The 20,991-nt window shown below is 64.3% G+C and carries 19 protein-coding genes and 1 pseudogene; 8 read left to right on the top strand and 12 right to left on the bottom strand.

Annotation, left to right across the window (positions count from 1 at the left end; genetic code table 11):
• Positions 1-30 precede the first annotated feature (30 nt).
• Entirely contained in the window at positions 31-1,107 is a 1,077-nt protein-coding gene (locus tag GWG65_RS20720) for a BMP family ABC transporter substrate-binding protein (RefSeq protein WP_275197397.1), read from the top strand.
• A 109-nt stretch (positions 1,108-1,216) separates the two neighbouring features.
• Here the strand turns inward: GWG65_RS20720 and GWG65_RS20725 are convergent, their stop codons facing one another.
• On the bottom strand, positions 1,217-2,566 hold the full coding sequence (locus GWG65_RS20725) for an 8-oxoguanine deaminase (RefSeq protein ID WP_275197398.1): 1,350 nt from the start codon (positions 2,564-2,566) through the stop codon (positions 1,217-1,219).
• Between the two features lie 153 nt (positions 2,567-2,719).
• Between GWG65_RS20725 and GWG65_RS20730 the strand changes: the two genes are divergently transcribed.
• Both GWG65_RS20730 and GWG65_RS20735 read left to right on the top strand, forming a co-directional pair.
• Positions 2,720-3,550 carry an FAD binding domain-containing protein gene (locus GWG65_RS20730; protein ID WP_275197399.1) on the top strand — a complete coding sequence of 277 codons (831 nt, stop codon included), beginning with the start codon at positions 2,720-2,722 and terminating at the stop codon, positions 3,548-3,550.
• Entirely contained in the window at positions 3,547-6,273 is a 2,727-nt protein-coding gene (locus tag GWG65_RS20735; protein WP_275197400.1) for a molybdopterin cofactor-binding domain-containing protein, read from the top strand. Before GWG65_RS20730 ends, GWG65_RS20735 begins: the two co-directional genes overlap by 4 nt.
• Here GWG65_RS20735 and uraD read toward each other — a convergent pair.
• The 4 genes from uraD to GWG65_RS20755 form a co-directional block, all read right to left on the bottom strand.
• The gene (gene uraD / locus GWG65_RS20740; RefSeq protein WP_275197402.1) at positions 6,270-7,157 is read right to left on the bottom strand and encodes a 2-oxo-4-hydroxy-4-carboxy-5-ureidoimidazoline decarboxylase; all 888 of its coding nucleotides are present in this window, start codon (positions 7,155-7,157) and stop codon (positions 6,270-6,272) included. The two genes, GWG65_RS20735 and uraD, sit on opposite strands and share 4 nt — an antisense overlap.
• A 7-nt stretch (positions 7,158-7,164) precedes the next feature.
• On the bottom strand, positions 7,165-8,100 hold the full coding sequence (puuE, locus tag GWG65_RS20745) for an allantoinase PuuE (protein ID WP_275197404.1): 936 nt from the start codon (positions 8,098-8,100) through the stop codon (positions 7,165-7,167).
• Positions 8,101-8,514 (bottom strand): DUF3830 family protein, encoded by a 414-nt coding sequence (locus GWG65_RS20750; protein ID WP_148738639.1) that lies wholly within the window; start codon positions 8,512-8,514, stop codon positions 8,101-8,103.
• Between the two features lie 90 nt (positions 8,515-8,604).
• Complete coding sequence (locus GWG65_RS20755) at positions 8,605-8,883, bottom strand: hypothetical protein (RefSeq protein ID WP_275197405.1); 279 nt, start codon at positions 8,881-8,883, stop codon at positions 8,605-8,607.
• Between the two features lie 2 nt (positions 8,884-8,885).
• Here GWG65_RS20755 and GWG65_RS20760 point away from each other — a divergent pair, with 2 nt between their 5' ends.
• Positions 8,886-9,329, top strand: coding sequence for a hypothetical protein (locus GWG65_RS20760; RefSeq protein ID WP_275197406.1), 444 nt, complete (start codon positions 8,886-8,888; stop codon positions 9,327-9,329).
• Between the two features lie 1,051 nt (positions 9,330-10,380).
• On the opposite strand, the gene GWG65_RS20765 is transcribed toward GWG65_RS20760, so the two are convergent.
• The 4 genes and pseudogenes from GWG65_RS20765 to GWG65_RS20780 form a co-directional block, all read right to left on the bottom strand.
• The gene (locus GWG65_RS20765) at positions 10,381-10,770 is read right to left on the bottom strand and encodes a hypothetical protein (RefSeq protein WP_275197407.1); all 390 of its coding nucleotides are present in this window, start codon (positions 10,768-10,770) and stop codon (positions 10,381-10,383) included.
• 333 nt (positions 10,771-11,103) lie between these two features.
• Positions 11,104-12,891: a chloride channel protein gene (locus GWG65_RS20770; protein WP_275197408.1), complete on the bottom strand. Its 1,788-nt coding sequence runs from the start codon at positions 12,889-12,891 to the stop codon at positions 11,104-11,106.
• 8 nt (positions 12,892-12,899) lie between these two features.
• Complete coding sequence (locus tag GWG65_RS20775; RefSeq protein WP_275197409.1) at positions 12,900-13,553, bottom strand: class II aldolase/adducin family protein; 654 nt, start codon at positions 13,551-13,553, stop codon at positions 12,900-12,902.
• A gap of 177 nt (positions 13,554-13,730) precedes the next feature.
• Positions 13,731-13,904: pseudogene (locus GWG65_RS20780) on the bottom strand (MarC family protein); the annotation flags it as partial.
• Between the two features lie 147 nt (positions 13,905-14,051).
• Between GWG65_RS20780 and GWG65_RS20785 the strand changes: the two are divergent.
• The 4 genes from GWG65_RS20785 to GWG65_RS20800 all read left to right on the top strand — a co-directional run bounded on the left by GWG65_RS20785 (position 14,052) and on the right by GWG65_RS20800 (position 17,738).
• Positions 14,052-14,618, top strand: a complete 567-nt coding sequence (locus GWG65_RS20785; protein ID WP_275197411.1) for a DUF892 family protein — start codon at positions 14,052-14,054, stop codon at positions 14,616-14,618.
• A gap of 185 nt (positions 14,619-14,803) precedes the next feature.
• Complete coding sequence (locus tag GWG65_RS20790; protein WP_275197412.1) at positions 14,804-15,187, top strand: Hsp20/alpha crystallin family protein; 384 nt, start codon at positions 14,804-14,806, stop codon at positions 15,185-15,187.
• A gap of 8 nt (positions 15,188-15,195) precedes the next feature.
• On the top strand, positions 15,196-17,577 hold the full coding sequence (lon, locus tag GWG65_RS20795; protein WP_275197413.1) for an endopeptidase La: 2,382 nt from the start codon (positions 15,196-15,198) through the stop codon (positions 17,575-17,577).
• A gap of 5 nt (positions 17,578-17,582) precedes the next feature.
• Complete coding sequence (locus tag GWG65_RS20800; protein ID WP_275197414.1) at positions 17,583-17,738, top strand: hypothetical protein; 156 nt, start codon at positions 17,583-17,585, stop codon at positions 17,736-17,738.
• Between the two features lie 70 nt (positions 17,739-17,808).
• Here the strand turns inward: GWG65_RS20800 and GWG65_RS20805 are convergent, their stop codons facing one another.
• From GWG65_RS20805 to GWG65_RS20815, 3 genes are all read right to left on the bottom strand, one after another.
• Positions 17,809-18,111: an HU family DNA-binding protein gene (locus GWG65_RS20805; protein WP_148738628.1), complete on the bottom strand. Its 303-nt coding sequence runs from the start codon at positions 18,109-18,111 to the stop codon at positions 17,809-17,811.
• A 455-nt stretch (positions 18,112-18,566) separates the two neighbouring features.
• Complete coding sequence (locus GWG65_RS20810; RefSeq protein WP_275197415.1) at positions 18,567-20,030, bottom strand: GH1 family beta-glucosidase; 1,464 nt, start codon at positions 20,028-20,030, stop codon at positions 18,567-18,569.
• A 146-nt stretch (positions 20,031-20,176) separates the two neighbouring features.
• Positions 20,177-20,641 carry a cupin domain-containing protein gene (locus tag GWG65_RS20815; RefSeq protein ID WP_275197416.1) on the bottom strand — a complete coding sequence of 155 codons (465 nt, stop codon included), beginning with the start codon at positions 20,639-20,641 and terminating at the stop codon, positions 20,177-20,179.
• Between the last annotated feature and the right edge of the window lie 350 nt (positions 20,642-20,991).

Raw genomic sequence — 20,991 nt, forward strand, 5'->3', positions numbered from 1 at the left:
TGGCTTTCCCCGACTGTTTGGAGATTGATGATGAGGAAAACACTTCTTGCGCTCGCTGCCGGGCTTTTGCTTGCCGGAAGCGTCAGTGCAGCCTCTGCCGCCGACAAGCTGAAGGTCGGTTTCATCTATTTGGGTCCGATCGGAGACCTGGGATGGACCTACCAACACGATCTCGCGCGCCAGGCGCTGGTCAAGGAACTGGGTGACAAGATCGAGACCACCTACCTCGAGAACGTCCCTGAAGGTCCCGACGCCGAGCGTGCCATCGAGCAGCTCGTCCGTGCCGGCAACAAGCTGATCTTCACCACCTCGTTCGGCTACATGGATCCGACGCTGAAGGTCGCGAAGAAATATCCGAACGTGCATTTCGAACACTCCACCGGCTACAAGCGCGACAAGAACATGTCGACCTACTCGGCCAAGTGGTATCAGGGCCGCTACATCCAGGGCCTGATCGCGGCCAAGATGTCGAAGTCCGGCGTGCTCGGCTATATCGGCTCGTTCCCGATTCCCGAGGTCGTCTCCGGCATCAATGCGACGATCCTTGCGGCGCAGACCATCAACCCGAACATCAAGGTCAAGATCATCTGGGCCAACACCTGGTTCGATCCGGGCAAGGAAGCCGACGCCGCCAAGGCGCTGATCGACCAGGGCGCCGACGTCATCATGCAGCACACGGATTCGCCGGCGGCGATGCAGGTCGCCAGCGAGCGCGGCAAGCTCGCCTTCGGCCAGGATTCCGAGATGATCAAGTTCGGGCCCAAGACCCAGCTGACGTCGATCCTCGACACCTGGGGTCCCTACTACATCGCCCGCGTCAAGGCCGAGCTCGACGGCACCTGGAAGTCCGAGGACACCTGGGGTGGCCTCGACAGCCATATGTTCGCGATGGCGCCCTACACCAACATGCCCGACGACGTGAAGAAGATGGCCGAGGATGCCCAGGCGGCGATCACCGCCGGCAAGTTGCATCCGTTCAAGTGCCCGGTCATTGGGCAGGACGGTAAGCCGGTCGAGTGTAAGGGCGGCGATCACCTCGACGACGGCCAGATCCTTGGCATGAATTTCTACGTCAAGGGCATCGACGACAAGCTTCCGGGCAAGTAGCACGCTTCTTGCATCGCTAGAATCACCTGCTCCTCCCGGAGGAGGTTCGGAGGGGGTAGCCAGAAGCACCCGGCACTTGTGGTTGCCCCCTCTTTTTATTCCTCCGCTCCTAGCCCGCCTGCATCGCCCGCGCCGCGGAACTGTGGCGGCGGATGAGGTCGGGGACGTCCAGGCCCGGGATCGCGCCATCGACCACGGCCCATTTTCCCGCCACCATGACCCGATCGGCCCGATGCGCCCCGCAGAGCACCACCGCGGCCAGTGGATCGCCATGGCCGGAGAAGCGCAGCTCGTCGAGCTTGAAAAACGCGAGATCGGCCGCCTTGCCGACCGCGATCTCGCCGAGCTCCGGACGGCCGACGCAGGCTGCCGAGCCCTTGGTCGCCCAGCGCAGCGCGTCCTTGTGGCTGACTTTCGTCACCCCGTAGCGCGCCCGTTGCAGCAGGAAGGCGGCGCGCACCTCCTGCATCAGGTTCGATCCGTCGTTCGAGGCCGAACCGTCGACCCCGATCCCGATGCCGATGCCAGCCTCCTCCATCTCGCACACGGGACAACAGCCCGAAGCCAGCAGCTGGTTGCTGCAGGCGCAATGGCTGATGGTGGTCTTGGCCTTGCCGAGCCGCTTGATCTCGTCGGCGTTGAAGAAGATGCCGTGGGCGAGCCAGGTCCGGGCATTGAGCCAGCCGCACTGCTCGAGATAGTCGAGGGGACGGCAGCCATACATCTGCTCGCAGAATTTATTCTCATCCTCGGTCTCGGCGAGATGGGTGTGCAGGCGCACGTCGAGCTTGTCGGCGAGATCGGCGGTGGCGCGCATCAGCGATGTCGTCACCGAGAACGGCGAGCATGGTGCGAGCGCAATCTGCACCATTGCGTCCACACCGCGCTGGTGGTGCTTGGCCACCACGCGCGCGCTGTCGGCGAGTATCGTATCCTCGTCCTGCACGACGCTGTCCGGCGGCAAGCCGCCGTCGCGCTGCGACAGGTTCATCGAGCCGCGCGTGAGCAGGACGCGCACGCCGAGCCGTTTTGCAACCGCAACCTCGATATCGACGGCATCTTCGAGGCCGGCTGGAAACACGTAATGATGATCCGTCGTGGTGGTGCAGCCGGAGAGCAGGAGTTCGGACATCGCCACGGTGACGCCGAGTTCCAGCGATTCCGGCGTCATCCTCGCCCACACCGGATAGAGCGCCTGGAGCCAGGGAAACAGCTCGCGGTCCATTGCGGCCGGCAGCGCCCGCGTCAGCGTCTGGTAAAAATGGTGATGCGTGTTGATGAGCCCCGGCAGCACGATATGATCGCGTGCGTCGAACACCGCTGCACCCGCGGTCGCAGGCGTGCCGCCGGCCGGCACGAGCTCGATGATCCGGCCGTCCTTCACCACGATCCCGCGCTCGGCACCGTCGGCGAGGATGGCCAGGGGATCCTTGATCCAGATCGGCTTTGCGTCGCTCATGATCCTGCTTCTCCTCACATCCGCTGACGGCTGGTCTGCAAGGCAAGGGCCAGCCCGATCGCACTATTGCCGCGACTTGTTGTTGCGACTTGGCGCCCGTCTTGCAAGACTTTGCCGCGGAGCAAATCATCCGTTCGAAGCGCCGGCCTCGCCATGGACTTGAATACCATCACGACAGTGGCCCATCCGCAAACGCGCGCGCAGCTGCCCGTTTGGACGGCAGGCGATGCTTGGCTCGCGGGCGGCACCTGGCTGTTCTCGGAGCCGCAGGTCCACCTGACGCGATTGATTGATCTCACCGATCTGAATTGGCCGGCGCTGACGATCACGGAGAGCCACCTCACCATCGCCGCGACCTGCACCGTCGCTCAGCTCGATGCCCTCGCCTGCCCGGCCGACTGGCTCGCAGCGCCGCTGATCAGCCAGTGCTGCCGCGCCTTCCTCGCCTCCTTCAAGATCTGGAAGACGGCGACGGTGGGCGGCAATCTCTGCATGTCGCTGCCGGCGGGACCGATGATCTCGCTCACCTCCGCGCTCGACGGCGTTTGCACCATCTGGAAGGCCGATGGCGGCGAGCAAAAGATTCCCGTCGTCGAATTCGTCACCGGCAATCAGCGCAATCGCCTGGCGCCAGGCGACCTGCTGCGGCAGATCGATATCCCGCATGCCGCGCTGAAGCGCCGCTCGGCATTTCGCCAGATCTCGCTCGCACCGGTCGGCCGGTCGGCCGCGCTTCTGGTCGGCAGCCTCGATGCCGATGGCACGCTGATGCTGTCGGTGACCGCATCGACGGTGCGCCCAGTTCAATTGTCGTTTCCCAAGCCGCCCGATGCGCGCGCGCTTCGCGCCGCAATCGAGCAGCAGATCCCCGACGCGTTGTACCACACCGACATCCACGGCAAGCCGCTCTGGCGCAAGCACATGACGCTACGGCTCGCCGAGGAGATTCGCGGCGAATTGCTGGATACGGCGGCACGGCCATGAGCTTCGAGATCAACGGCAAGCCGTTTTGGCAGGAACCGCGCGCGGGACAGTGCCTGCGCACGTTCCTGCGCGAGCTCGGCCATTTCGGCGTCAAGAAGGGCTGCGACGCCGGTGATTGCGGCGCCTGCACCGTTCTCCTCGACGGCGAGCCCGTGCATAGCTGCCTGATCCCGGCCTTCCGCGCCGACGGCCGCGCCATCACCACGATCGAAGGGCTCGGTGGCGAGCATGGCGCCCATCCGATGCAACAGGCCTTTCTCGACGCGCAGGGATTCCAGTGCGGTTTCTGTACCGCCGGCATGATCCTGACTTGTGCCTCGCTCAACCAGGCCCAGCAGCGCGATCTCGGCGCGGCGCTGAAGGGCAACATCTGCCGCTGCACCGGCTATCGTTCGATCGAGGATGTCCTGCTGGGCAAGTCCAACGTTGAAGATAGCGTGGAGGCCGGCGCCGCATTCGGCCGCAGCCTGCCGGCGCCCGCCGGGCCCGAAATCGTGCGAGGCAAAGCGCGCTATACCTTCGACACCGCGATCGACGGCCTGCTTCACATCAAGCTGCTCCGCTCGCCGCACGCGCACGCAAAAATCGTCGCGATCGACAAGTCGGCGGCGCTGGCCGTTCCAGGCGTGCACGCGGTGCTGACGCATGAGGATACGCCATCAGTCCTGTTCTCGACTGCGCGGCATGAGAAGGACTGGATGGATCCAGAGGACACCCGCGTGCTCGACGAGGTCGTGCGCTTCATCGGGCAGAAGGTCGCTGCGGTCGTAGCCGAGAGCGAAGCCGCCGCAGAGGAGGCCTGCCGCCGGCTAAAGGTCGAATACCAAATATTGCCCGCGGTGGTGGATCCCGAGCGGGCGATGGAGCCGGGAGCGCCGATCATTCATCCCGACCGCACCACAGCGAACCGGGTCGCTGACGCCAAGCGCAACCTCGTCGCGGAGATCCACGGTGAGTTCGGCGATGTCGCAGCGGCGCTTGCTACCTCCGCGGTGACTTTCGAGTGCACCTTCCATAGCCACCGCGTGCAGCATGCCGCGCTCGAAACCCATGGCGGACTCGCCTGGCTCGATGAGTCCGGCGTGCTCAACGTCCGCTGCTCGACGCAGGTGCCGTTCCTGACCCGGCGCGCGCTGTCTGACATCTTTACGCTTCCGATGGATAAGGTCCGTGTGTACTGCGAACGCGTCGGCGGTGGCTTTGGCGGCAAGCAGGAGATGTTCGTCGAAGACATCCTGGCGCTCGCCGCGCTGAAGACCGGCCGGCCTGTCAAGCTCGAGCTCACGCGCGAGGAACAGTTCATTGCGACCTCGACCCGGCATCCGATGCGGGTTCACATCAAGGCCGGCGCCGATGCCGGCGGCAAGCTGACCGCGCTCCAGCTCGACGTGCTCTCGAACACGGGCGCCTACGGCAATCACGCCGGCCCGGTGATGTTTCACGCGCTGTCCGAGTCCATCGCGGTCTACAATTGCCCGAACAAACGAGTGGACGGCTTCGCCGTCTACACCAACACGGTGCCGGCGGGGGCATTCCGGGGCTATGGCCTGCCGCAGACGCTGATCGCGGTGGAAGCGGCAATCGACGAACTGGCGAAGCAGCTCGGTATCAGTCCCTACGAGATGCGTCGCCGCAACGTCGTCAAGCCCGGCGATCCCATGCTGGCGCCGCCGCCGTCGGAGTATCACGACGTGTTCTACGGCTCCTATGGGCTTGATCAGTGCCTCGACCTCGTCGAGCGCGCGATGCAGGCGGATAGCCCGCAGCCCGAGCTGTCGGCGGAGTGGCTGATCGGCGAAGGCATCGCACTGACGATGATCGACACGGTGCCGCCCGCCGGCCACCTCGCGGATGCCGTCATCGCGCTCAACGATGACGGCAGGTTCGATCTCACCGTCGGCACCGCCGAGTTCGGCAACGGCACCAGCACCGTGCACCGACAGATCGCGGCGACGACGCTTGCGACCACGGTCGACAGGATCCGCCTGCGCCAGTCCGACACCGCCCACGGCGGTCACGACACCGGCGCCTACGGCAGCGCAGGCATCTTCGTTGCAGGCAAGGCAACGCACGCCGCGGCGAAGCAGCTCGCCACCGAACTGAGGGCAACCGCCGCCGGCGCGTGGCTGTGCGATGTGGAAACCTGCGTGCTCGATGGCGACTCCGTCGTCAGCGGGGTACGGCGGATGTCCTTTACCGAGCTGGCCAAGCTTGCGCGCGAACGCGGACAGCCGCTCGCGGCGAGCGGTAATTCCGGCGGCACGCCGCGCTCGGTCGGCTTCAACGTCCATGGCTTTCGCGTCGCGGTGAACAAGGGCACCGGCGAGCTCAAGATTCTGAAGAGCGTGCAGGCGGCGGACGCCGGCGTCGTCGCCAACCCCATGCAGTGCCGCGGCCAGATCGAGGGTGGCGTCGCGCAGGCGCTTGGCGCTGCGCTCTACGAGGAGATGGTGCTCGACGCAGACGGCCGCGTCGCCAACCCGAAATTCCGCGATTATCACCTGCCCTCCTTCGCCGACGTGCCGCGCACGGAAGTCTTCTTCGCAGATACGTCCGACACGATCGGACCGCTGGGCGCAAAGTCGATGAGCGAGAGCCCCTATAATCCGGTCGCGGCCGCACTCGGCAATGCGATCGCGAACGCGACCGGCATCCGCTTCACTGCAGCGCCCTTCAAGCCGGACCGGTTGTTTCCGGCCCTGCACGAGAAGTTTGGATCCTAGCTGCCGCGATAAGTCGAATAGCTCCAGGGCGTGACCAGGAGCGGCACGTGATAGTGCCCCTCGGGTTCGCTGACCGCAAAGCGCAGCGGAATCTCGTCGAGGAACGGCGGCTCGGACAGCGGCACGTTGCGCTCGGCGTAGTATTTGGCCACGCTGAATTTGAGCTCGTAGCGGCCGATCGGCAGCGGGCGCCCCCCGATCAGCGGCTGGTCGGTGCGGCCATCCGCGTTGGTCACCGCGCGCGCGATCACGCGGCTCTCACCGAGGTTCGCGAGCTCGATCAGTTCGACCGCGATGCCCGGCGCGGGCCTGCCGGCGTGATTGTCGAGCACATGGGTCGATAGGCGGCCATGCACCTTGAGCTTGTCATCGGCCGCGACGAGCTGATCGAGCCGCAGCGCCGAGATACGGCCGATCTCCTCGATTGCACGTCGGGTCTCGGTCTTGCCGATATTGAGCAGCCGCGTCTCGAAGTCGCGCAGGACGGAATCCTTGGTGTGACGGCGTACGCAGACGATATAAGGGAATCCGAACTTTTCACGATAGGCATTGTTGACGCGCTCGAACGCGGTGTATTCGGCATCCGACAGCCGGTCGAGACCGGCGCCGTTCTGCTCGTCAGTCGATTCCGCGGTGAGACCCGCCGCGCGCTGGGTCTTGTTGGCGAGATCGGGATGCGCCCGGATCAGTGCCAACTGCACGTCGGGCTCGGCAGTCTGGATCGCCGCCATCAGTGCGGCGTGCAAGTGATTGACGCCGGCGAACGGCCGCTGTTCGGCAAGCTGCTCAGCGATCCACGGCGAATATTCGACCACATTGGCAAGCGCGGCGACGAAACTGGCCTTATCGGCGGCGTTGAGATCGGCGAGCGAAATCTGTGACATCGCCCGCTCACCCGATCTCGAATGCATCGGCGGCAAGATGCGCGTGCTTGTCGTGCCAGTGCTGGGCGATCTGGAGCCGCGTCGGCACCCAGACCTGTTCGTGCTTGCCGATATAGTCGAGGAAACGGATCAGGCCTGCGGCCCGGCCGGGCCGGCCGGCGAGACGGCAGTGCAGCCCGATCGACATCATCTTCGGCGCGGTCTCGCCTTCGGCATAGAGCACGTCGAAGGCGTCCTTCAAATAGATGAAGAACTGCTCACCCTCGGCAAAGCCTTGCGGGTTGATGAAACGCATGTCGTTGCAGTCGAGCGTGTAGGGAATGATGAGCTGCTTGCCATTCGCGCCCTTGATCCAATAGGGCAGATCATCGGCATAGGAGTCGCAGAGATAGAGGAAGCCGCCCTCCTCCATCAAAAGACGGTTGGTGTTGATCGAGGAACGCCCGGTATACCAGCCGAGCGGCCGCGCGCCGGTGGCCTCGGTGTGGACGCGGATCGCGTCCGCGATCTCGGCGCGCTCCTGCGCCTCGGTCATGTCCTTGTGCTCGATCCATTTCAGGCTGTGGCTCGCGATATCCCAGCCGGACTCCTTCATCGCCGCGACGATTTCCGGATTGCGCTTCAGCGCAGTGGCGACGCCGAACACGGTGGCCGGCCACTTCCGCGCGTTGAACATCCGCCACAGCCGCCAGAAGCCGGCGCGCGAACCATATTCGAACATCGATTCGATATTGGCATGGCGCTGCCCGGGCCAGGGCTGCGCACCCAACACGTCCGACAAAAATGCCTCGGACGCACGGTCGCCGTGCAAGATGTTGTTCTCGCCGCCCTCTTCGAAGTTGACGACGAACTGCACCGCGACCCGTGCATGACCCGGCCATTGCGGATGCGGCGGGTTGCGGCCGTAGCCGCGGAGATCGCGCGGATAGCGGACGTCCGTCACTCAGACTGCCTCGAAGCGGATCGGGAGAGCGCCCTTCCACAGAACGCTCTTGCCGAGAGTGGCCAAATTCTCCAGGCCGGAGGTCAGCGTGATGAAATGGTTGCCGGCGAGCTGGCCCATCTTGCTGGCAAAGTGCACGCCGCCATAGGCCAGCAGGATCTCGGTCTCGCTGATGCCGCCGGGATAGAGGATGATCTGGCCGGGCGCGGGATAGCTCGTGTGGTTCTCGTAACCGACGCCAAAATCAAGGTCGCCGAGTGGCATCCACACGCCCTCGCCGCTCCAGCGCACGTGGATGATGTGGCTTTCGAACGGCAGCGCCTTGCGGAACGCGGCAACGGTCTTGGGCGCAAGCTGCTCCTCGAAGCGGGCATCAAAGGAGAAATCACCGGCGCGGATAACGAGTTTGCTCATCTCATCTCTCTGGATCGGGGCGCGGCAGCCCCACGGGGAACTTTCAGGCAAAGAGCATTCTGGGCGGCTTCGCGCAAGTCGCGTGACGCCTCACCTGCGGTCGTAGGACCAACCGAAAATGCCGCTCCGTCGCACCTCCGGTTCCGGCTCGGCGGCCGGCTGCGGCGCCTCCTTCAGTTCCGCTTGCGGCGGGGGCGAAGGCGGCGCCGGGAGGTTCTCGCATTTCATGGAATAGACCAGCTTGCCGTCCGCGGTCCGCCCGATCGGGGCACAGGGGTCGGGATGCGCCGCCGTGGCCTTTGGCGTCAACTTGACTTGCGCCGCGGCCGGCGAGGCGATCAGCAGAAGGACCAGCAGATATTTCGACATCGTTGTCGCTCAAAGCTCGATTTACCCCATTCAACCGGATTGCAGGGGGCAAGTCCACCGGCCGCACGGATGCGATTGCCGAATATTTAGCCGAGACTAAAAAATTTGCTCGCCCCATCGTGATTTTCGAAGCTGCTGATATTCGGCAGACCCATCGCCATGTCACCGGCGACGACGAACACACCAGACCCTCTCACAGCCGGGGCGTCGTCACGGGAGAAACAACGATGCGAACGACCTTCACCATTTTCGGCGCCGCGCTGATCGCCGCCATCACCATCCAGGCCGCCGCCGCGAACGACCGCCATCGTGTCCGCAAGGCGCACCCCGCGCCGATCGCTCACCCGGTGCGCGACTCCAACGCCGCCATCTGGCCGGCGCAGCCGACCGCGCCGGACTGGTCGCGCTACGCCAACGGCGCCATGTCGGCCCCGGCCGGACACTGATGCTGGCCGCATAGCGCGCAACTGCTTCAACGTCGTCGCTCTTCGGGCTATGGCGGGTGCGTCGGCTTCTCAAGCCGGTCCCAACTCGCAATGATGGAGTATGATGCGGCAGCTCCTCATCCTGAGGAGCGCATCTTCGCGCGTCTCGAAGGATGGAGGCCCGGCCGGGGGCCTCGCCCTTCGAGACGCCGCGCGAAGAGCGCGGCTCCTCAGGGTGAGGGTCCTCAATGGCGGTGGCCGCAACGTGCAACATCTCATGTAGCAGACACGGCTTCGCGCTCTCGCGGCGCATTTCGCCCGAGCTTTGCTAGGTTGCTCCACCCTCTCAAAGCCAAGAGGGCGCAGGGAAGGCCGGGTGCCGGCTGGCACCCGCGGTCCGCTGCGCGAAAAGCACGCGCAGAAAAACCGCACAGCAGCATACAGGTGTCGCCGAACACTCGGCCTTCCCTGCGCAGTGGGTTGACGGCTTATGCCGTGCTCTCCCGGGAGCCGAGTTCGTTCTGGCCTCCCTCGCCTTTGCGAATTGACGGCGCCGTCCGCCCGGTTGGGCTCGCTGGCACCTCCGCGAAAAGCTTGACCGTAGCAACGACGGTCAGGACCACACGGTTTTGCCGTACGCACGGCCCGCCATTTCGCCACAGGGTTCTCCGGCGGTGTACACCCGACCGGAAAAATGTTGGCGAGACGAACCTTTCAGCGCCGCCCGTCCGCACGTGGCCTCGGGCTCACAGGGACTACCCGCCCTGCCCGCACCTTTCGTGCCGACGCTGCCGCGTCCACCGCAAGCCCGGCTCGCGAAACGTGACGACGTACGATCGCCCCTCAAGGTCGAGCCGGGATGGGCGACACATACCGCCATTTCCGAATTTCGGTAAAGTGGAATATTTTCGCGGAGAGGGATTGACGGGCAGCGAAACGGGGCCGTAATCCGAAACAATAAAAAAGGAGCGATGCAAAGCACCGCCCCTGCCAATCTGGAAAACTTCCCGCAGATCCAGTCGATAGCGCCCCGGGATCGCGCCCTCGCGGGATAGGGCGAAGCGACCGCCAACTAATACGGCGGATAATAGTAGCGCTGGCCGTAATAGGGACCACCGCCGTAATAGCCCGGGCCACCGTAGTAAGGACGCGGGCCGTAATAGTAGTTGTTCTCGTAGTAATCGCGGCGGCGCTGCTCGGCGATGACCCCCCCGATGATGCCCGCCGCCGCGCCCATGAAGGCGAGGCCCGCAGCGTTCGAGCCGCGACGATAATAGCGGTGGCGACGGGCAGCGCTGAAGTCGGTCACAGAGGATGCATTTGAGCTCCCGGCAACCGGACTTGCCGGCTTAGTCGATGCCGCGCTCGAGGGCGATCCGGAGGCCGCAACCAAGGCAAGGCTTGCGAACGCAGCCAGCGCGGTGTTGCGGCCGGCCGCGGAAATCGTGGGTCCAACACTCATTCTGATCTTCCTGATCTTCCTGTTCTCGCCCAAACGATCTACAATGCGCAAACCACTGAAATGGTTTCGTGATCGCGGCAATCTGCCACGCTTTGAACGATTGTAAACCGAACAACCGCATCCAGCTTGCCCGATCGAACCTGAGCGGTTAATGAACGGCCGCACCGTTCTTTCGGTCGCCGTAAGCGTTTTACGTGAACCAACGCATCAACCGACGCCGTCGGGATCGATGCCATTTTCCTGGTTCAACGTGACTGACGCGTCGTTATCTCAACCAAGCCAATAGCCGGCGCAGGCGGCGATGCCGCTCTGGCCGGCCGGGCGGCGCGCCGCCTAGGACAACGCTCCGAGCACGCCGCGCGTGGCCTTGTCGATCTCCTCGACATAACGGCGGCGGGCAAAGGTCTCGGTCAGGAAGCCGACCACCTTGCGGCTGTCGGTGGAATCGACCACCGCCAGCATCTCGGCTTCCGCCTCGTCGAACACCGCCATCGCCGACTTCACGTTCATCTCCGGAATCAGCACGATCTCGGTCAGGCGCGCGAGCTCGATCACCTGGATATCGTCGGCGATGGTGTCGAGGTCGCTGGAGAACAAATCGGGTAGCAGGACGAGGCCGACATATTCGTCCGAATTGTTGACGATGACGATTCCGGGCCGGGAGCCCAGCGCGAATTCGCGCCGGACGGCAGCGATCGTCGTGGTCGAGGGCACCTTGCCGACATCGGAGCGCATCAGACGCTCGACGGTGAGATTGCGCAGCCAGCCCACATCGTTGGCGCTGCGGATGGTCTCGCCGCGCAGATGCAGGCGCCAGGTCGAGAACGAATGGCCGAACATGAAACGAACGCAGATCGAGGTGACGATGCAGCCGGCCAGCACCACCGCGGTGACGTCGACATTGCGGGTCATCTCGAGCACGAGGAACGACATGGTCAGCGGGCCGCCGACGATGGCGACGCCGAGCGTCGCCATACCCGTCAGCATCGCGACCAGCGGATCGATCACGAAGTCCGGGCTGATGAGCAAAAGCACTGCGGCAAAAAACTTTCCGATCAGGCTGCCGACGAACAACGAGGCAAAGAACAGACCGCCGCGGAAACCCGAGGCGAGCGAGATCAGGCAGGCCGTCACCTTCAGAGCGATGATGATTGCGATCAGGCCGATCGTCATGTCGTGAAACAGATCGAGCACCATGGCGCCGTGGCCCGCTGCGAGGACCTGCGGCGTAACGAGAGCAAAAGCACCGACGATGAGGCCGCCGATCGCCGGGCGCAGCCAGACCGGCAGCCAGGCGAACAGGCGCTCGAACGTCGAAGACGACCGCATCACCGCGATGCCGACGCCGCTGGTGACGAGTGCAAGCCCGATCAGCGCCAGATATTGCTCGACGCCGACGGCGCTGACCTTCGGTATTTCGAGGGAGTATGGCGCGCCGCCGAGCCATTGCGCGGTCAGCGCGCCGGCGAGCGAGGCCGCCAGGATTGGCGCAGCGCTGCCGACCGAATAGACGCCGACGATCAGTTCGCAGGCGTAGAAGGCGCCGGTGATCGGCGCGCCGAAGGCAGCCGCGATCGCCGCCGCGGCCCCGCAGCCGACGATCAGGCGAAGATCGGTGCGGCGAAGATTGAAGAACTTGCCGAGCAGCGAGGCGATGCCAGACCCGATCTGGGTGTAGCCGGCCTCGAGGCCGACCGAGGCGCCGCAGCCGTTAGAGATTAGCGTCTGGCTCGACACCACCACGCTGTCGCGCATCGACAAATTGCCGCCGCGCAGTGCATTGGCCTCGATCGGGTCCACCGCGTTCGATATTTTCAGTCGCCGCCGCCACCATTCCATGATGCCGAGCGCCAACCCGCCGAGCGCAGGCGCGATCAGCGCCGCCCAGGGACTGATGCGCGCATTGGCAGAGAGGCGCACGTCGATAGGAATGCCATAGATCACGACATGGGCGATCTGCGCGATCTCGGCCATCAGGGTCACGATCGCGCCGGCCAGCGTGCCGATCACGAGCGCGAGCGGGATCAGGTAGAACTCGTTGCTGCGCAGAAGCGCGCGCAGGCGAACCATGAGGCGGTTCGATCCCTTGCGATCGACGATATGTCTGATCCGCACCAACACCGCCTACCCTACTCGTCCGACATGCCGTAGCCGGCCATGCGCTGGCGGACCCGCTCGATCTCGGCACTCGACAGCAACGGCGGTTGTCCGATCTGGAGGCAGCCGTGATATTGCCGCGCCAAGGTCTCGACCTCGACGGCGAGCCACATCGCCTTGTCCAGCGTCTTGCCGATCGCGATCATGCCGTGGTGGTCGAGCAGGCAGGCGAGCCGCCCTTCCAGTGCCCGCACCGCATGCTCGGACAGCTCCACGGTTCCGAAGGTGGCATAGGGGGCGCAGCGGATGCTGTCGCCGCCAGCAGCCGCGATCATGTAGTGCACCGGCGGGATCTCCATCCCCATGATCGCCAGGATCGTCGAATAGGTCGGATGGGCATGCACGACGGCGTTGACGTCATCGCGCGATTTCAGGATGTCGCGATGAAAGCGCCACTCGCTGGACGGCCTCTGGCTGGGGGAATGCGAACCGTCCATCGCCATGAACACGATCTGGTCGGGCGTCATCGCCTCATAGGGCACGCTGGTCGGCGTGAGCAGGATGCCATCCTGGTGTCGCACGCTGATATTGCCCGAGGTGCCCTGGTTGATGCCGAGCACATTCATGCGGCGGCAGGCGTCGATGATGGCCTGTCTCTTGCCGAGCTCGTCCGCTGTCATCGACATCTCGATTTCATTTCGACTTCTTGCGATGGGCGCTTGTTAGAAGGGGAGTACGTCAAAGCAATATGGCAGCGCAAGAGAAAGCGGCCCGGATAGCACACCATCGCGGCGGCCCGCTCACGGCACCATGAAATGATCATTAAGATCAAGGAATTAGCAGATTGCCCCAGCCCTATGACAGATCAGCGCGATCACCACCAGGATCGACGCCGCGATCAGCGGCGCGCTCAGCGCAATGGTCCGTTTGATCGTGTCGGGCATTCCGGCGGTCGCGGCTAGGAGGGCCGGCGCAAGGCCGACGGGATCAATCACCTGCAGCCGCGTGATGAAGGCGGACAGGGCGAAGTCGAGCATGTGGATGCGTCTTTCGCGCGCGGATGCAGCCGCATCCATAAACGGCTCATGACCGCCTTCGCGAGGAACATTTGTCCTCGCAGAGTCTTGATCGCGCGAGGATTGAGAAAGGGGATGTCTTCCCTTGTCGCCTCAAGAGGAGGATTCATGGCCAAACGAGCGAAGAAACGCACAACAAAGAAATCGTCGGCGCGCCGCCCGCGTCAGGCACCGAAGATGCTGAGCGACCTGTTCCTGGACACGCTGAAGGACATCTATTTCGCCGAGAACAAGATCATCAAGACCCTGCCGAAGATGGCCAAGGCGGCAAACTCGAAGGAGCTCGCGGCGGCCTTCAACAAGCATCTGCGCGAGACGCAGGGCCAGGTCAAACGGCTGGACCAGATCTTCAAGATGCTGGGCAAGCCCGCACGCGGCAAGCCCTGCGAAGGGATCAACGGCATCACCGACGAGGGCGCCGAGATCATGAAGGAGTTCAAGAAAGCCCCGGCCCTCGACGCCGGCCTGCTCGCCGCGGCGCAAGCCGTCGAGCACTACGAGATCTCCCGCTACGGCACGCTGCGCACCTGGGCCGAAGAGCTCGGCATGCAGGACGCCGCAAGGCTGCTCCAGGCAACGCTGGATGAGGAAGAAGCGACCGATCACGCCCTGACCGAACTCGCCACCTCCGTGATCAACCTCAAAGCGGAACAGGAATACCGCGAAGCGGCCTGAGCCACGGCCGGCCGAACTGTTACCGACGGCGCCGCGGAACGTACTCCGTGGCGCCGAAACGTCTGACCACAAGGGCGCCTCCGACCCGACGGGCCAGCTATGCTGCGAACGCGCGCTGCTGGATTTCCGGGGAACCATCCCCATATGATTTTTCTCCGATCGCAGTGCCTTCCCCCGAGTTTGCCATGCAACCCAAAAATCCCCTCGACTGGATGCTGTCTGAAGCCCTGGACTCGCTGACCCGCGCCGACCGGCTGCGCCAGCAATTCGGGCGCCAGGAAGCCTGCTGGGAACCCCCGATCGACGTGCTCGAAACCGATCATGAGCTGTTGATCCTGGTGGCGCTTCCTGGCGTCAATCCCGACAATGTCGAGACGGTGATCCATGACGCCGTGCTCGTTATCTCCGGCCAGCGCACGCTCCCGCCCGAGCTTCGCAACGCCCGCATTCACCGCCTCGAGCTGCCGCAGGGCCGCTTCGAGCGGCGCATCGCGCTCCCCCTCGGCCGCTACGCCATCAGCCGCTTCGTGATGGACGGCTGCGTCGCACTGCGCCTCGCCAAATCCTGAGGTCGATCATGGCCACCGAACAAACGAATACCACTCAAGACAATTCCGGCATGAAGATCCCCGACGACGCCCTGATCATCATCCCCGTCCGCGACATGGTGCTGTTTCCCGGTGCAATCGCGCCGATCGCGATCGCACGGCCGAAGTCGATCGCCGCCGCGCAGCAGGCGCTGCGCGAGCAGCGGCCGGTCGGCATCGTCCTGCAACGCAGCCGCGAGACCGACGAACCCGGGCCGGACGACCTCTACCGGGTCGCCACCATCGCCAACATCGTACGCTACATCACCGCGCCCGACGGCAGCCATCACATCGTCTGCCAGGGCGTGCAGCGTGCCCGCATCCTCGACTTCCTGCCGGGCACGCCGTTCCCGGCCGCGCGGGTGCAGCAGATTCCGGAGCCAACCACGAGTTCGCCGGAGATCGAGGCGCGTGCGCTGAACCTGCAGCGTCAGGCCATCGAGGCCATCGAGCTGTTGCCGCAGGCGCCCCCCGAGCTGGCCGCGATGTTCCAGGGCACCAGCGCGCCCGGCGCGCTGGCGGATCTGGCGACGTCGTTCATGGACATCAAGCCGCAGGATAAGCAGGAGGTGCTGGAGACCATCGACCTCGTCTTGCGCGTCGAGAAGGTCTCTAAGCACCTGGCCGAACGGCTGGAGGTGCTGCGCATCAGCAATGAGATCGGCCAGCAGACGCGCGCCAGCTTCGACGAGCGGCAGCGCGAGGCGATCCTGCGCGAGCAGATGGCGACCATCCAGCGCCAGCTCGGCGAAGGCGACGGCAAGGCGGCCGAGGTCGCCGAGCTGACGGCCGCCATCGCCGAGGCCAACATGCCGCCGGAGGCCGACGCGCACGCCAAAAAGGAGCTGCGCCGCTACGAGCGCATGCCGGAGGCCGCCGGCGAAGCCGGCATGGTCCGCACCTATCTGGACTGGCTGATCGAGCTGCCCTGGGCGCTGCCCGAGGAGAAGCCGATCGACATCAAGGAAGCGCGGCGCATCCTCGATGCCGACCATTTCGGCCTGGAGAAGATCAAGAGCCGGATCATCGAATATCTGGCGGTGCGCAAGCTCGCACCGCAAGGCAAGGCGCCGATCCTGTGCTTCGTCGGCCCGCCCGGTGTCGGCAAGACCTCGCTGGGACAATCCATCGCGCGCGCAATGGATCGCCCCTTCGTGCGCGTCAGCCTGGGCGGCGTGCACGACGAGGCCGAGATCCGCGGTCACCGCCGCACCTATATCGGCGCGCTGCCCGGCAACATCATCCAGGGCATCAAGAAGGCAGGCAGCCGCAATTGCGTGATGATGCTGGACGAGATCGACAAGATGGGCCGCGGCGTGCAGGGCGATCCTTCCGCTGCGATGCTGGAAGTGCTCGACCCCGAGCAGAATGGGACGTTCCGGGACAATTACCTGGGCGTGCCCTTCGACCTGTCGCGCGTGGTGTTCATCACGACCGCAAACATGCTGGAGCAGATTCCGGGTCCGCTGCTGGACCGCATGGAGGTGATCAGCCTCGCCGGCTACACAGAGGACGAGAAGCTGGAGATCGCGCGGCGCTATCTGGTGCGGCGGCAGCTCGACGCCAATGGTCTGACGGCAGACCAAGCCGAGATCGAACCGGAGGCGCTGAAGCTGATCGTCAAGGGCTATACGCGTGAAGCCGGCGTGCGCAACCTGGAGCGCGAGATCGGAAAACTGTTCCGGCATGCCGCGGTGCAGGTCGCCGAGGGCACAGCCGCCAAGGTCGTGGTCGGCCCGAATGACATCGCCACCGTGCTCGGCCAGCCGCGCTTCGAGGGCGAGATCGCACTGCGCACCAGCGTTCCCGGCGTGGCCACTGGCCTGGCCTGGACACCCGTCGGCGGCGACATCCTGTTCATCGAGGCGACGCGGGTGCCCGGCAAGGGCAATCTGATCCTGACCGGTCAGCTCGGCGACGTTATGCGCGAGAGCGTGCAGGCTGCGATGACGCTGGTGAAGAGCCGCGCCACGCAGCTTGGCATCGATCAAGCGCTGTTCGAGAAGAGCGACATCCATGTTCACGTGCCGGCGGGCGCAACCCCGAAGGACGGACCGAGCGCGGGGGTGGCGATGTTCACGGCGCTGACCTCGCTGCTCACCAATCGCACGGTGCGCAGCGATACCGCGATGACCGGCGAGATCTCGCTGCGCGGGCTGGTGCTGCCGGTCGGCGGCATCAAGGAGAAGGTGGTGGCGGCCGCGGCCGCAGGCGTGAGGCGGGTGATGCTGCCGGCGCGCAACAAGCGGGACTACGACGACATCCCGCAGGGCGCGCGGGACAACCTCGAATTCATCTGGCTCGAGCGCGTCGATGAGGCCATCGCCGCAGTGCTCGAACCTGCCGAGGCCAAGGTCGAGGCGGCGGAGTAAAGGCAATGAAAAAACTGCTGGAAAGAGCGAAGAAATCCCGGAAGGCGCAGCGTCTGCGCCGATTGCTCGATCGCGCGGTCGACCAGGTTCGCGATGCACTGGCGGCACCAAGGCCGCGGCTTCAGCCGATACCGGTGCGGGTAAAGCGCCGCAAAGGCTGATCCCCTCCGTCTCAGCCCTCGCGGTCACCCAACATAAAAGGCCCCCTCCTGCGAGGGGGCCTTTGCTTTATCAGGACACGGCGTCCTTGGCGGCCTTGACCGGGCGGGCGCGGACGATCTTCCGGGCCGGCTTGGCCTTGAACATCATCTCTTCACCCGTGAACGGGTTGGTGCCCTTGCGCGCCTTGGTCGCGGGCTTCTTGATGACCACGAACTTGGCGAAGCCCGGCACCAGGAACAGGCCGTTCTTTTTGAGCTCCTTGTGGCCGACGTCGGTCAGCGTCTCCATGACGCTCTTGACGTCGCGCTTGGAAAGCTCGGTGGCGGTCGCAATCTTTTCGATCAGCTGCGATTTGGACATTTGGGTTGGCATCGTGTCTCCTCTGATTCGTTGCCGGTTGCATACTAGACCAACCGTTGAAGGCTCTAGAGCCTTCTGCACAGTTTTGTCGCGGTTTTACGGGCTTTTCTGGCCCCCTGTGGCAAAAAACCCTGCTTTTTAGCCACTTCCTGAGCGGGAGCGGCCTGCGGCAGCGGTTTTTGCCTTGTTTCAAAGGCCCGCAAGCCGCTTGCTAAAGCTGATTCGATGCTTTCGACAAGCGATGACCGGCCCCTTTGTGCGAGGCGGGTCGCGATTCACCCTGGAAAATAAGGGCTGGATCGCACCGCACCCGCTCTCCCTCTCCGTTCTGACGGGGAGAGGCGAAGAGGAGGTTGGCTAGACGCGCTCGATGATAACCGCCGGGGCCATGCCGCCGGCGGCACACATGGTGACGAGGCCGCGCCTGAGGTCGCGGCGCAAGCGGGGAGAGGCGAAGAAGGTCCGCGCTACACCCCCGCCGCGTTCTTTGCGATCACGTTGCGATAGAAGCTGGCGCTGAGTTTCGGGGTGCGGACCTGGGTATCGAAATTGACGTGATAGAGGCCGAAACGCTTGCCCAGCCCAAACACCCATTCAAAATTGTCCATCAGGCTCCAGAGGAAATAGCCGCGCACCGGCACGCCCTCCTCCGTCGCGCGCTGGAGCTGCGCGAGGTAGTTGCGCAGGTACATGATGCGGTCGGTGTCGTAGATCTTGCCGTCGGGCGTGACCTGGTCCTCGCCGGAGGTGCCGTTCTCGCTAATATAGATCGCATCCGTCTTCCAGATCTTTGCAGCCAGCTTCGGCACCCAGTAGAGCGTCTCGGGGCCGATGCGCAGCCAGTCCGAATTCATGTGCGGGAACGATTTCGGGATCGGCAGCGGCATGAAGCCCGGGCCCTGGTCGGAGGCCACCACGTAGTTCTGCGGCGCGTAGATGTTGAGGCCGAGAAAATCGACCGGCGAGGAAATGATCTTCAGTTCCGCGTCGGTGTATTTCGGCGCATCACGCCCGGCGAATTTCAGGAAGGCGTCGGTATACCGTCCCTCCATGATGACATTGAGATAGCCGGCGTTCATTTCGCGCAGTGCGATCTCGGCGGCACGGACGTTCTCGGGCGTGTCGATCGCGGGGGCGCAGGCATCGATGTTCTCGGCCGGCCCCACCTTCGTGCCGCGGCGGCCATGGGCGCGCACCGCCTGCACTGCGAGCCCGTGCGCGAGCGCGCTGTTGTGCCTGATCTGGTTGACCTCGGCGCGCGGCAGCGTCAGGCCAGGCGCGTCGATGCCGATGCCATAACCGAAATAGACGAAGCGTCCGCTCTCGTTCAGCGTGAACACGTTCTTGACGCGGTCGGTCAGGTGCTCGGCGACACAGGCGGCGTAGTCGCCGAAGATCTTGCAGGTCTCGGTCGAACGCCAGCCGCCAAAGCGGTCCTGGAGCGATTGCGGCAGGTCCCAATGATAGAGCGTGAGCCACGGCTCGATGCCGTTCTTCAGGAGCTCGTCGATCAGGCGATTGTAGAAGTCGAGCCCCTTCGGGTTCGGCTTGCCGTCGCCGTCCGGAAACAGCCGCGGCCATGCGACCGAGAAGCGATAGGCCTTGCAGCCGAGCTCCCGAATGAGCGCGATGTCCTCCTTGTAGCGATGGTAATGCTCATTGGCGCGATCGCCATTGGTGCCGTCCTCGATCTTGCCGGGGATGCGAGTGAAGCTGTCCCAGATCGAGGCCCCTCGCCCGTCCTCGTTGACCGCGCCCTCGACCTGATAGGACGACGTCGCCGTGCCCCAGACAAAGCCGGCCGGAAAGCCGCCCGCGTTACGCGCCGCCGCCGCCGGCTTGGCGTCTGCCATTTCAAGGGGGCTGGCGACACCGGCTGCGGACAATCCCGCGATTTTCGCGAACTGGCGACGCGAGACCTTGTCCGACATTGATGCTGCTCCAGAGGGGATAGTTGCGGGCACAATGGCGGGTCAGAAGGCGTTTGAGAAGCGGTCGTTGGGACTTGCGAATGCAGAATTGCGAGTCGCGGTACGCCGCTCTTTCTCTGCGCTTGTGGATGAGGGCGCCGCCCCGGTCATCTATACTCTGTGCCATATTTGCGCGCGATCTGGTTGACCTGCTCTCGGGTCAACTGCTTTGGCGGCAGGCCGGGCGGACTGCAGGTTTCGCGGAAAAACGCATCAAGGCCGGTGGGCGTGACAATCCAAAGCAGCAGCAGCTCACTGTCCGGGTTCGCGAACCCGTGCCACGAATTCTTCGGGATGAATATCGTCGCACCCTTCTCGAAGGGGTGATGCACATCGTTCAATATGAACGTTCCGCCTCCATCCAGAACGTAAAACGCTTCGTCCGTGTCAAAGTGTCTGTGGATTGGAATGCCAGCGCCGATAGGTACCTGCTGGGTGCCGCAGGCCACTTTGCTGGAACCTCTGACAGGATCGACCTTGATGAAAATATTGCCGGGATTGCGGTAGTGAACGAGATGTTCGCCCTCGGCGGCGCCCAGCACGTATCCTTGCGCTTCGGTCTGAGCTTCCACTTCACTCTCCCGTGACGTGTGAGCAATGCGAACACTTGCAGCGCCGATCAGAAAGGATCGCCGCTTTTCTGGAATGCGATGCGAGCCTAGCAATTTTTGAATGTCTCTGCCAAATGTACGCTTCGAGTCGTCGCTCAGGAGAGAGCGCCATCTCGGCCGCGGCCACTAGTTGCCATCGAGCGGTTGTCGGCATGAAGCTGTCATTCACTCAGCGTCGGCTTGCGGCCCAGGCCGTGTGAAAACAGTGCAACTTGAGCCCACCGGCGCGTTCCGCGGCCGCCGGGCCTTTGATGCGATGGGATCGACCTCCTGTCATCTTAGGGGCAACCAGAAGCTTCATCTAGGCGCTG

Source organism: Bradyrhizobium sp. CSA207 (genome assembly GCF_029051685.1).
In the GTDB taxonomy this organism is placed as follows: Bacteria; Pseudomonadota; Alphaproteobacteria; order Rhizobiales; family Xanthobacteraceae; genus Bradyrhizobium.

What these genes read in the sequence shown, in the direction of transcription:
- GWG65_RS20765 (WP_275197407.1), bottom strand. Translation starts at nt 10,770, where the DNA reads ATGAGTGTTGGACCCACGATTTCCGCGGCCGGCCGCAACACCGCGCTG.
- GWG65_RS20810 (WP_275197415.1), bottom strand. Translation starts at nt 20,030, where the DNA reads ATGTCGGACAAGGTCTCGCGTCGCCAGTTCGCGAAAATCGCGGGATTG.
- GWG65_RS20800 (WP_275197414.1), top strand. Translation starts at nt 17,583, where the DNA reads ATGAAAAAACTGCTGGAAAGAGCGAAGAAATCCCGGAAGGCGCAGCGT.
- GWG65_RS20735 (WP_275197400.1), top strand. Translation starts at nt 3,547, where the DNA reads ATGAGCTTCGAGATCAACGGCAAGCCGTTTTGGCAGGAACCGCGCGCG.
- uraD (WP_275197402.1), bottom strand. Translation starts at nt 7,157, where the DNA reads ATGTCACAGATTTCGCTCGCCGATCTCAACGCCGCCGATAAGGCCAGT.
- GWG65_RS20790 (WP_275197412.1), top strand. Translation starts at nt 14,804, where the DNA reads ATGCAACCCAAAAATCCCCTCGACTGGATGCTGTCTGAAGCCCTGGAC.
- GWG65_RS20755 (WP_275197405.1), bottom strand. Translation starts at nt 8,883, where the DNA reads ATGTCGAAATATCTGCTGGTCCTTCTGCTGATCGCCTCGCCGGCCGCG.
- GWG65_RS20725 (WP_275197398.1), bottom strand. Translation starts at nt 2,566, where the DNA reads ATGAGCGACGCAAAGCCGATCTGGATCAAGGATCCCCTGGCCATCCTC.
- GWG65_RS20775 (WP_275197409.1), bottom strand. Translation starts at nt 13,553, where the DNA reads ATGTCGATGACAGCGGACGAGCTCGGCAAGAGACAGGCCATCATCGAC.
- lon (WP_275197413.1), top strand. Translation starts at nt 15,196, where the DNA reads ATGGCCACCGAACAAACGAATACCACTCAAGACAATTCCGGCATGAAG.
- GWG65_RS20785 (WP_275197411.1), top strand. Translation starts at nt 14,052, where the DNA reads ATGGCCAAACGAGCGAAGAAACGCACAACAAAGAAATCGTCGGCGCGC.
- GWG65_RS20805 (WP_148738628.1), bottom strand. Translation starts at nt 18,111, where the DNA reads ATGCCAACCCAAATGTCCAAATCGCAGCTGATCGAAAAGATTGCGACC.
- GWG65_RS20750 (WP_148738639.1), bottom strand. Translation starts at nt 8,514, where the DNA reads ATGAGCAAACTCGTTATCCGCGCCGGTGATTTCTCCTTTGATGCCCGC.
- GWG65_RS20730 (WP_275197399.1), top strand. Translation starts at nt 2,720, where the DNA reads ATGGACTTGAATACCATCACGACAGTGGCCCATCCGCAAACGCGCGCG.
- GWG65_RS20720 (WP_275197397.1), top strand. Translation starts at nt 31, where the DNA reads ATGAGGAAAACACTTCTTGCGCTCGCTGCCGGGCTTTTGCTTGCCGGA.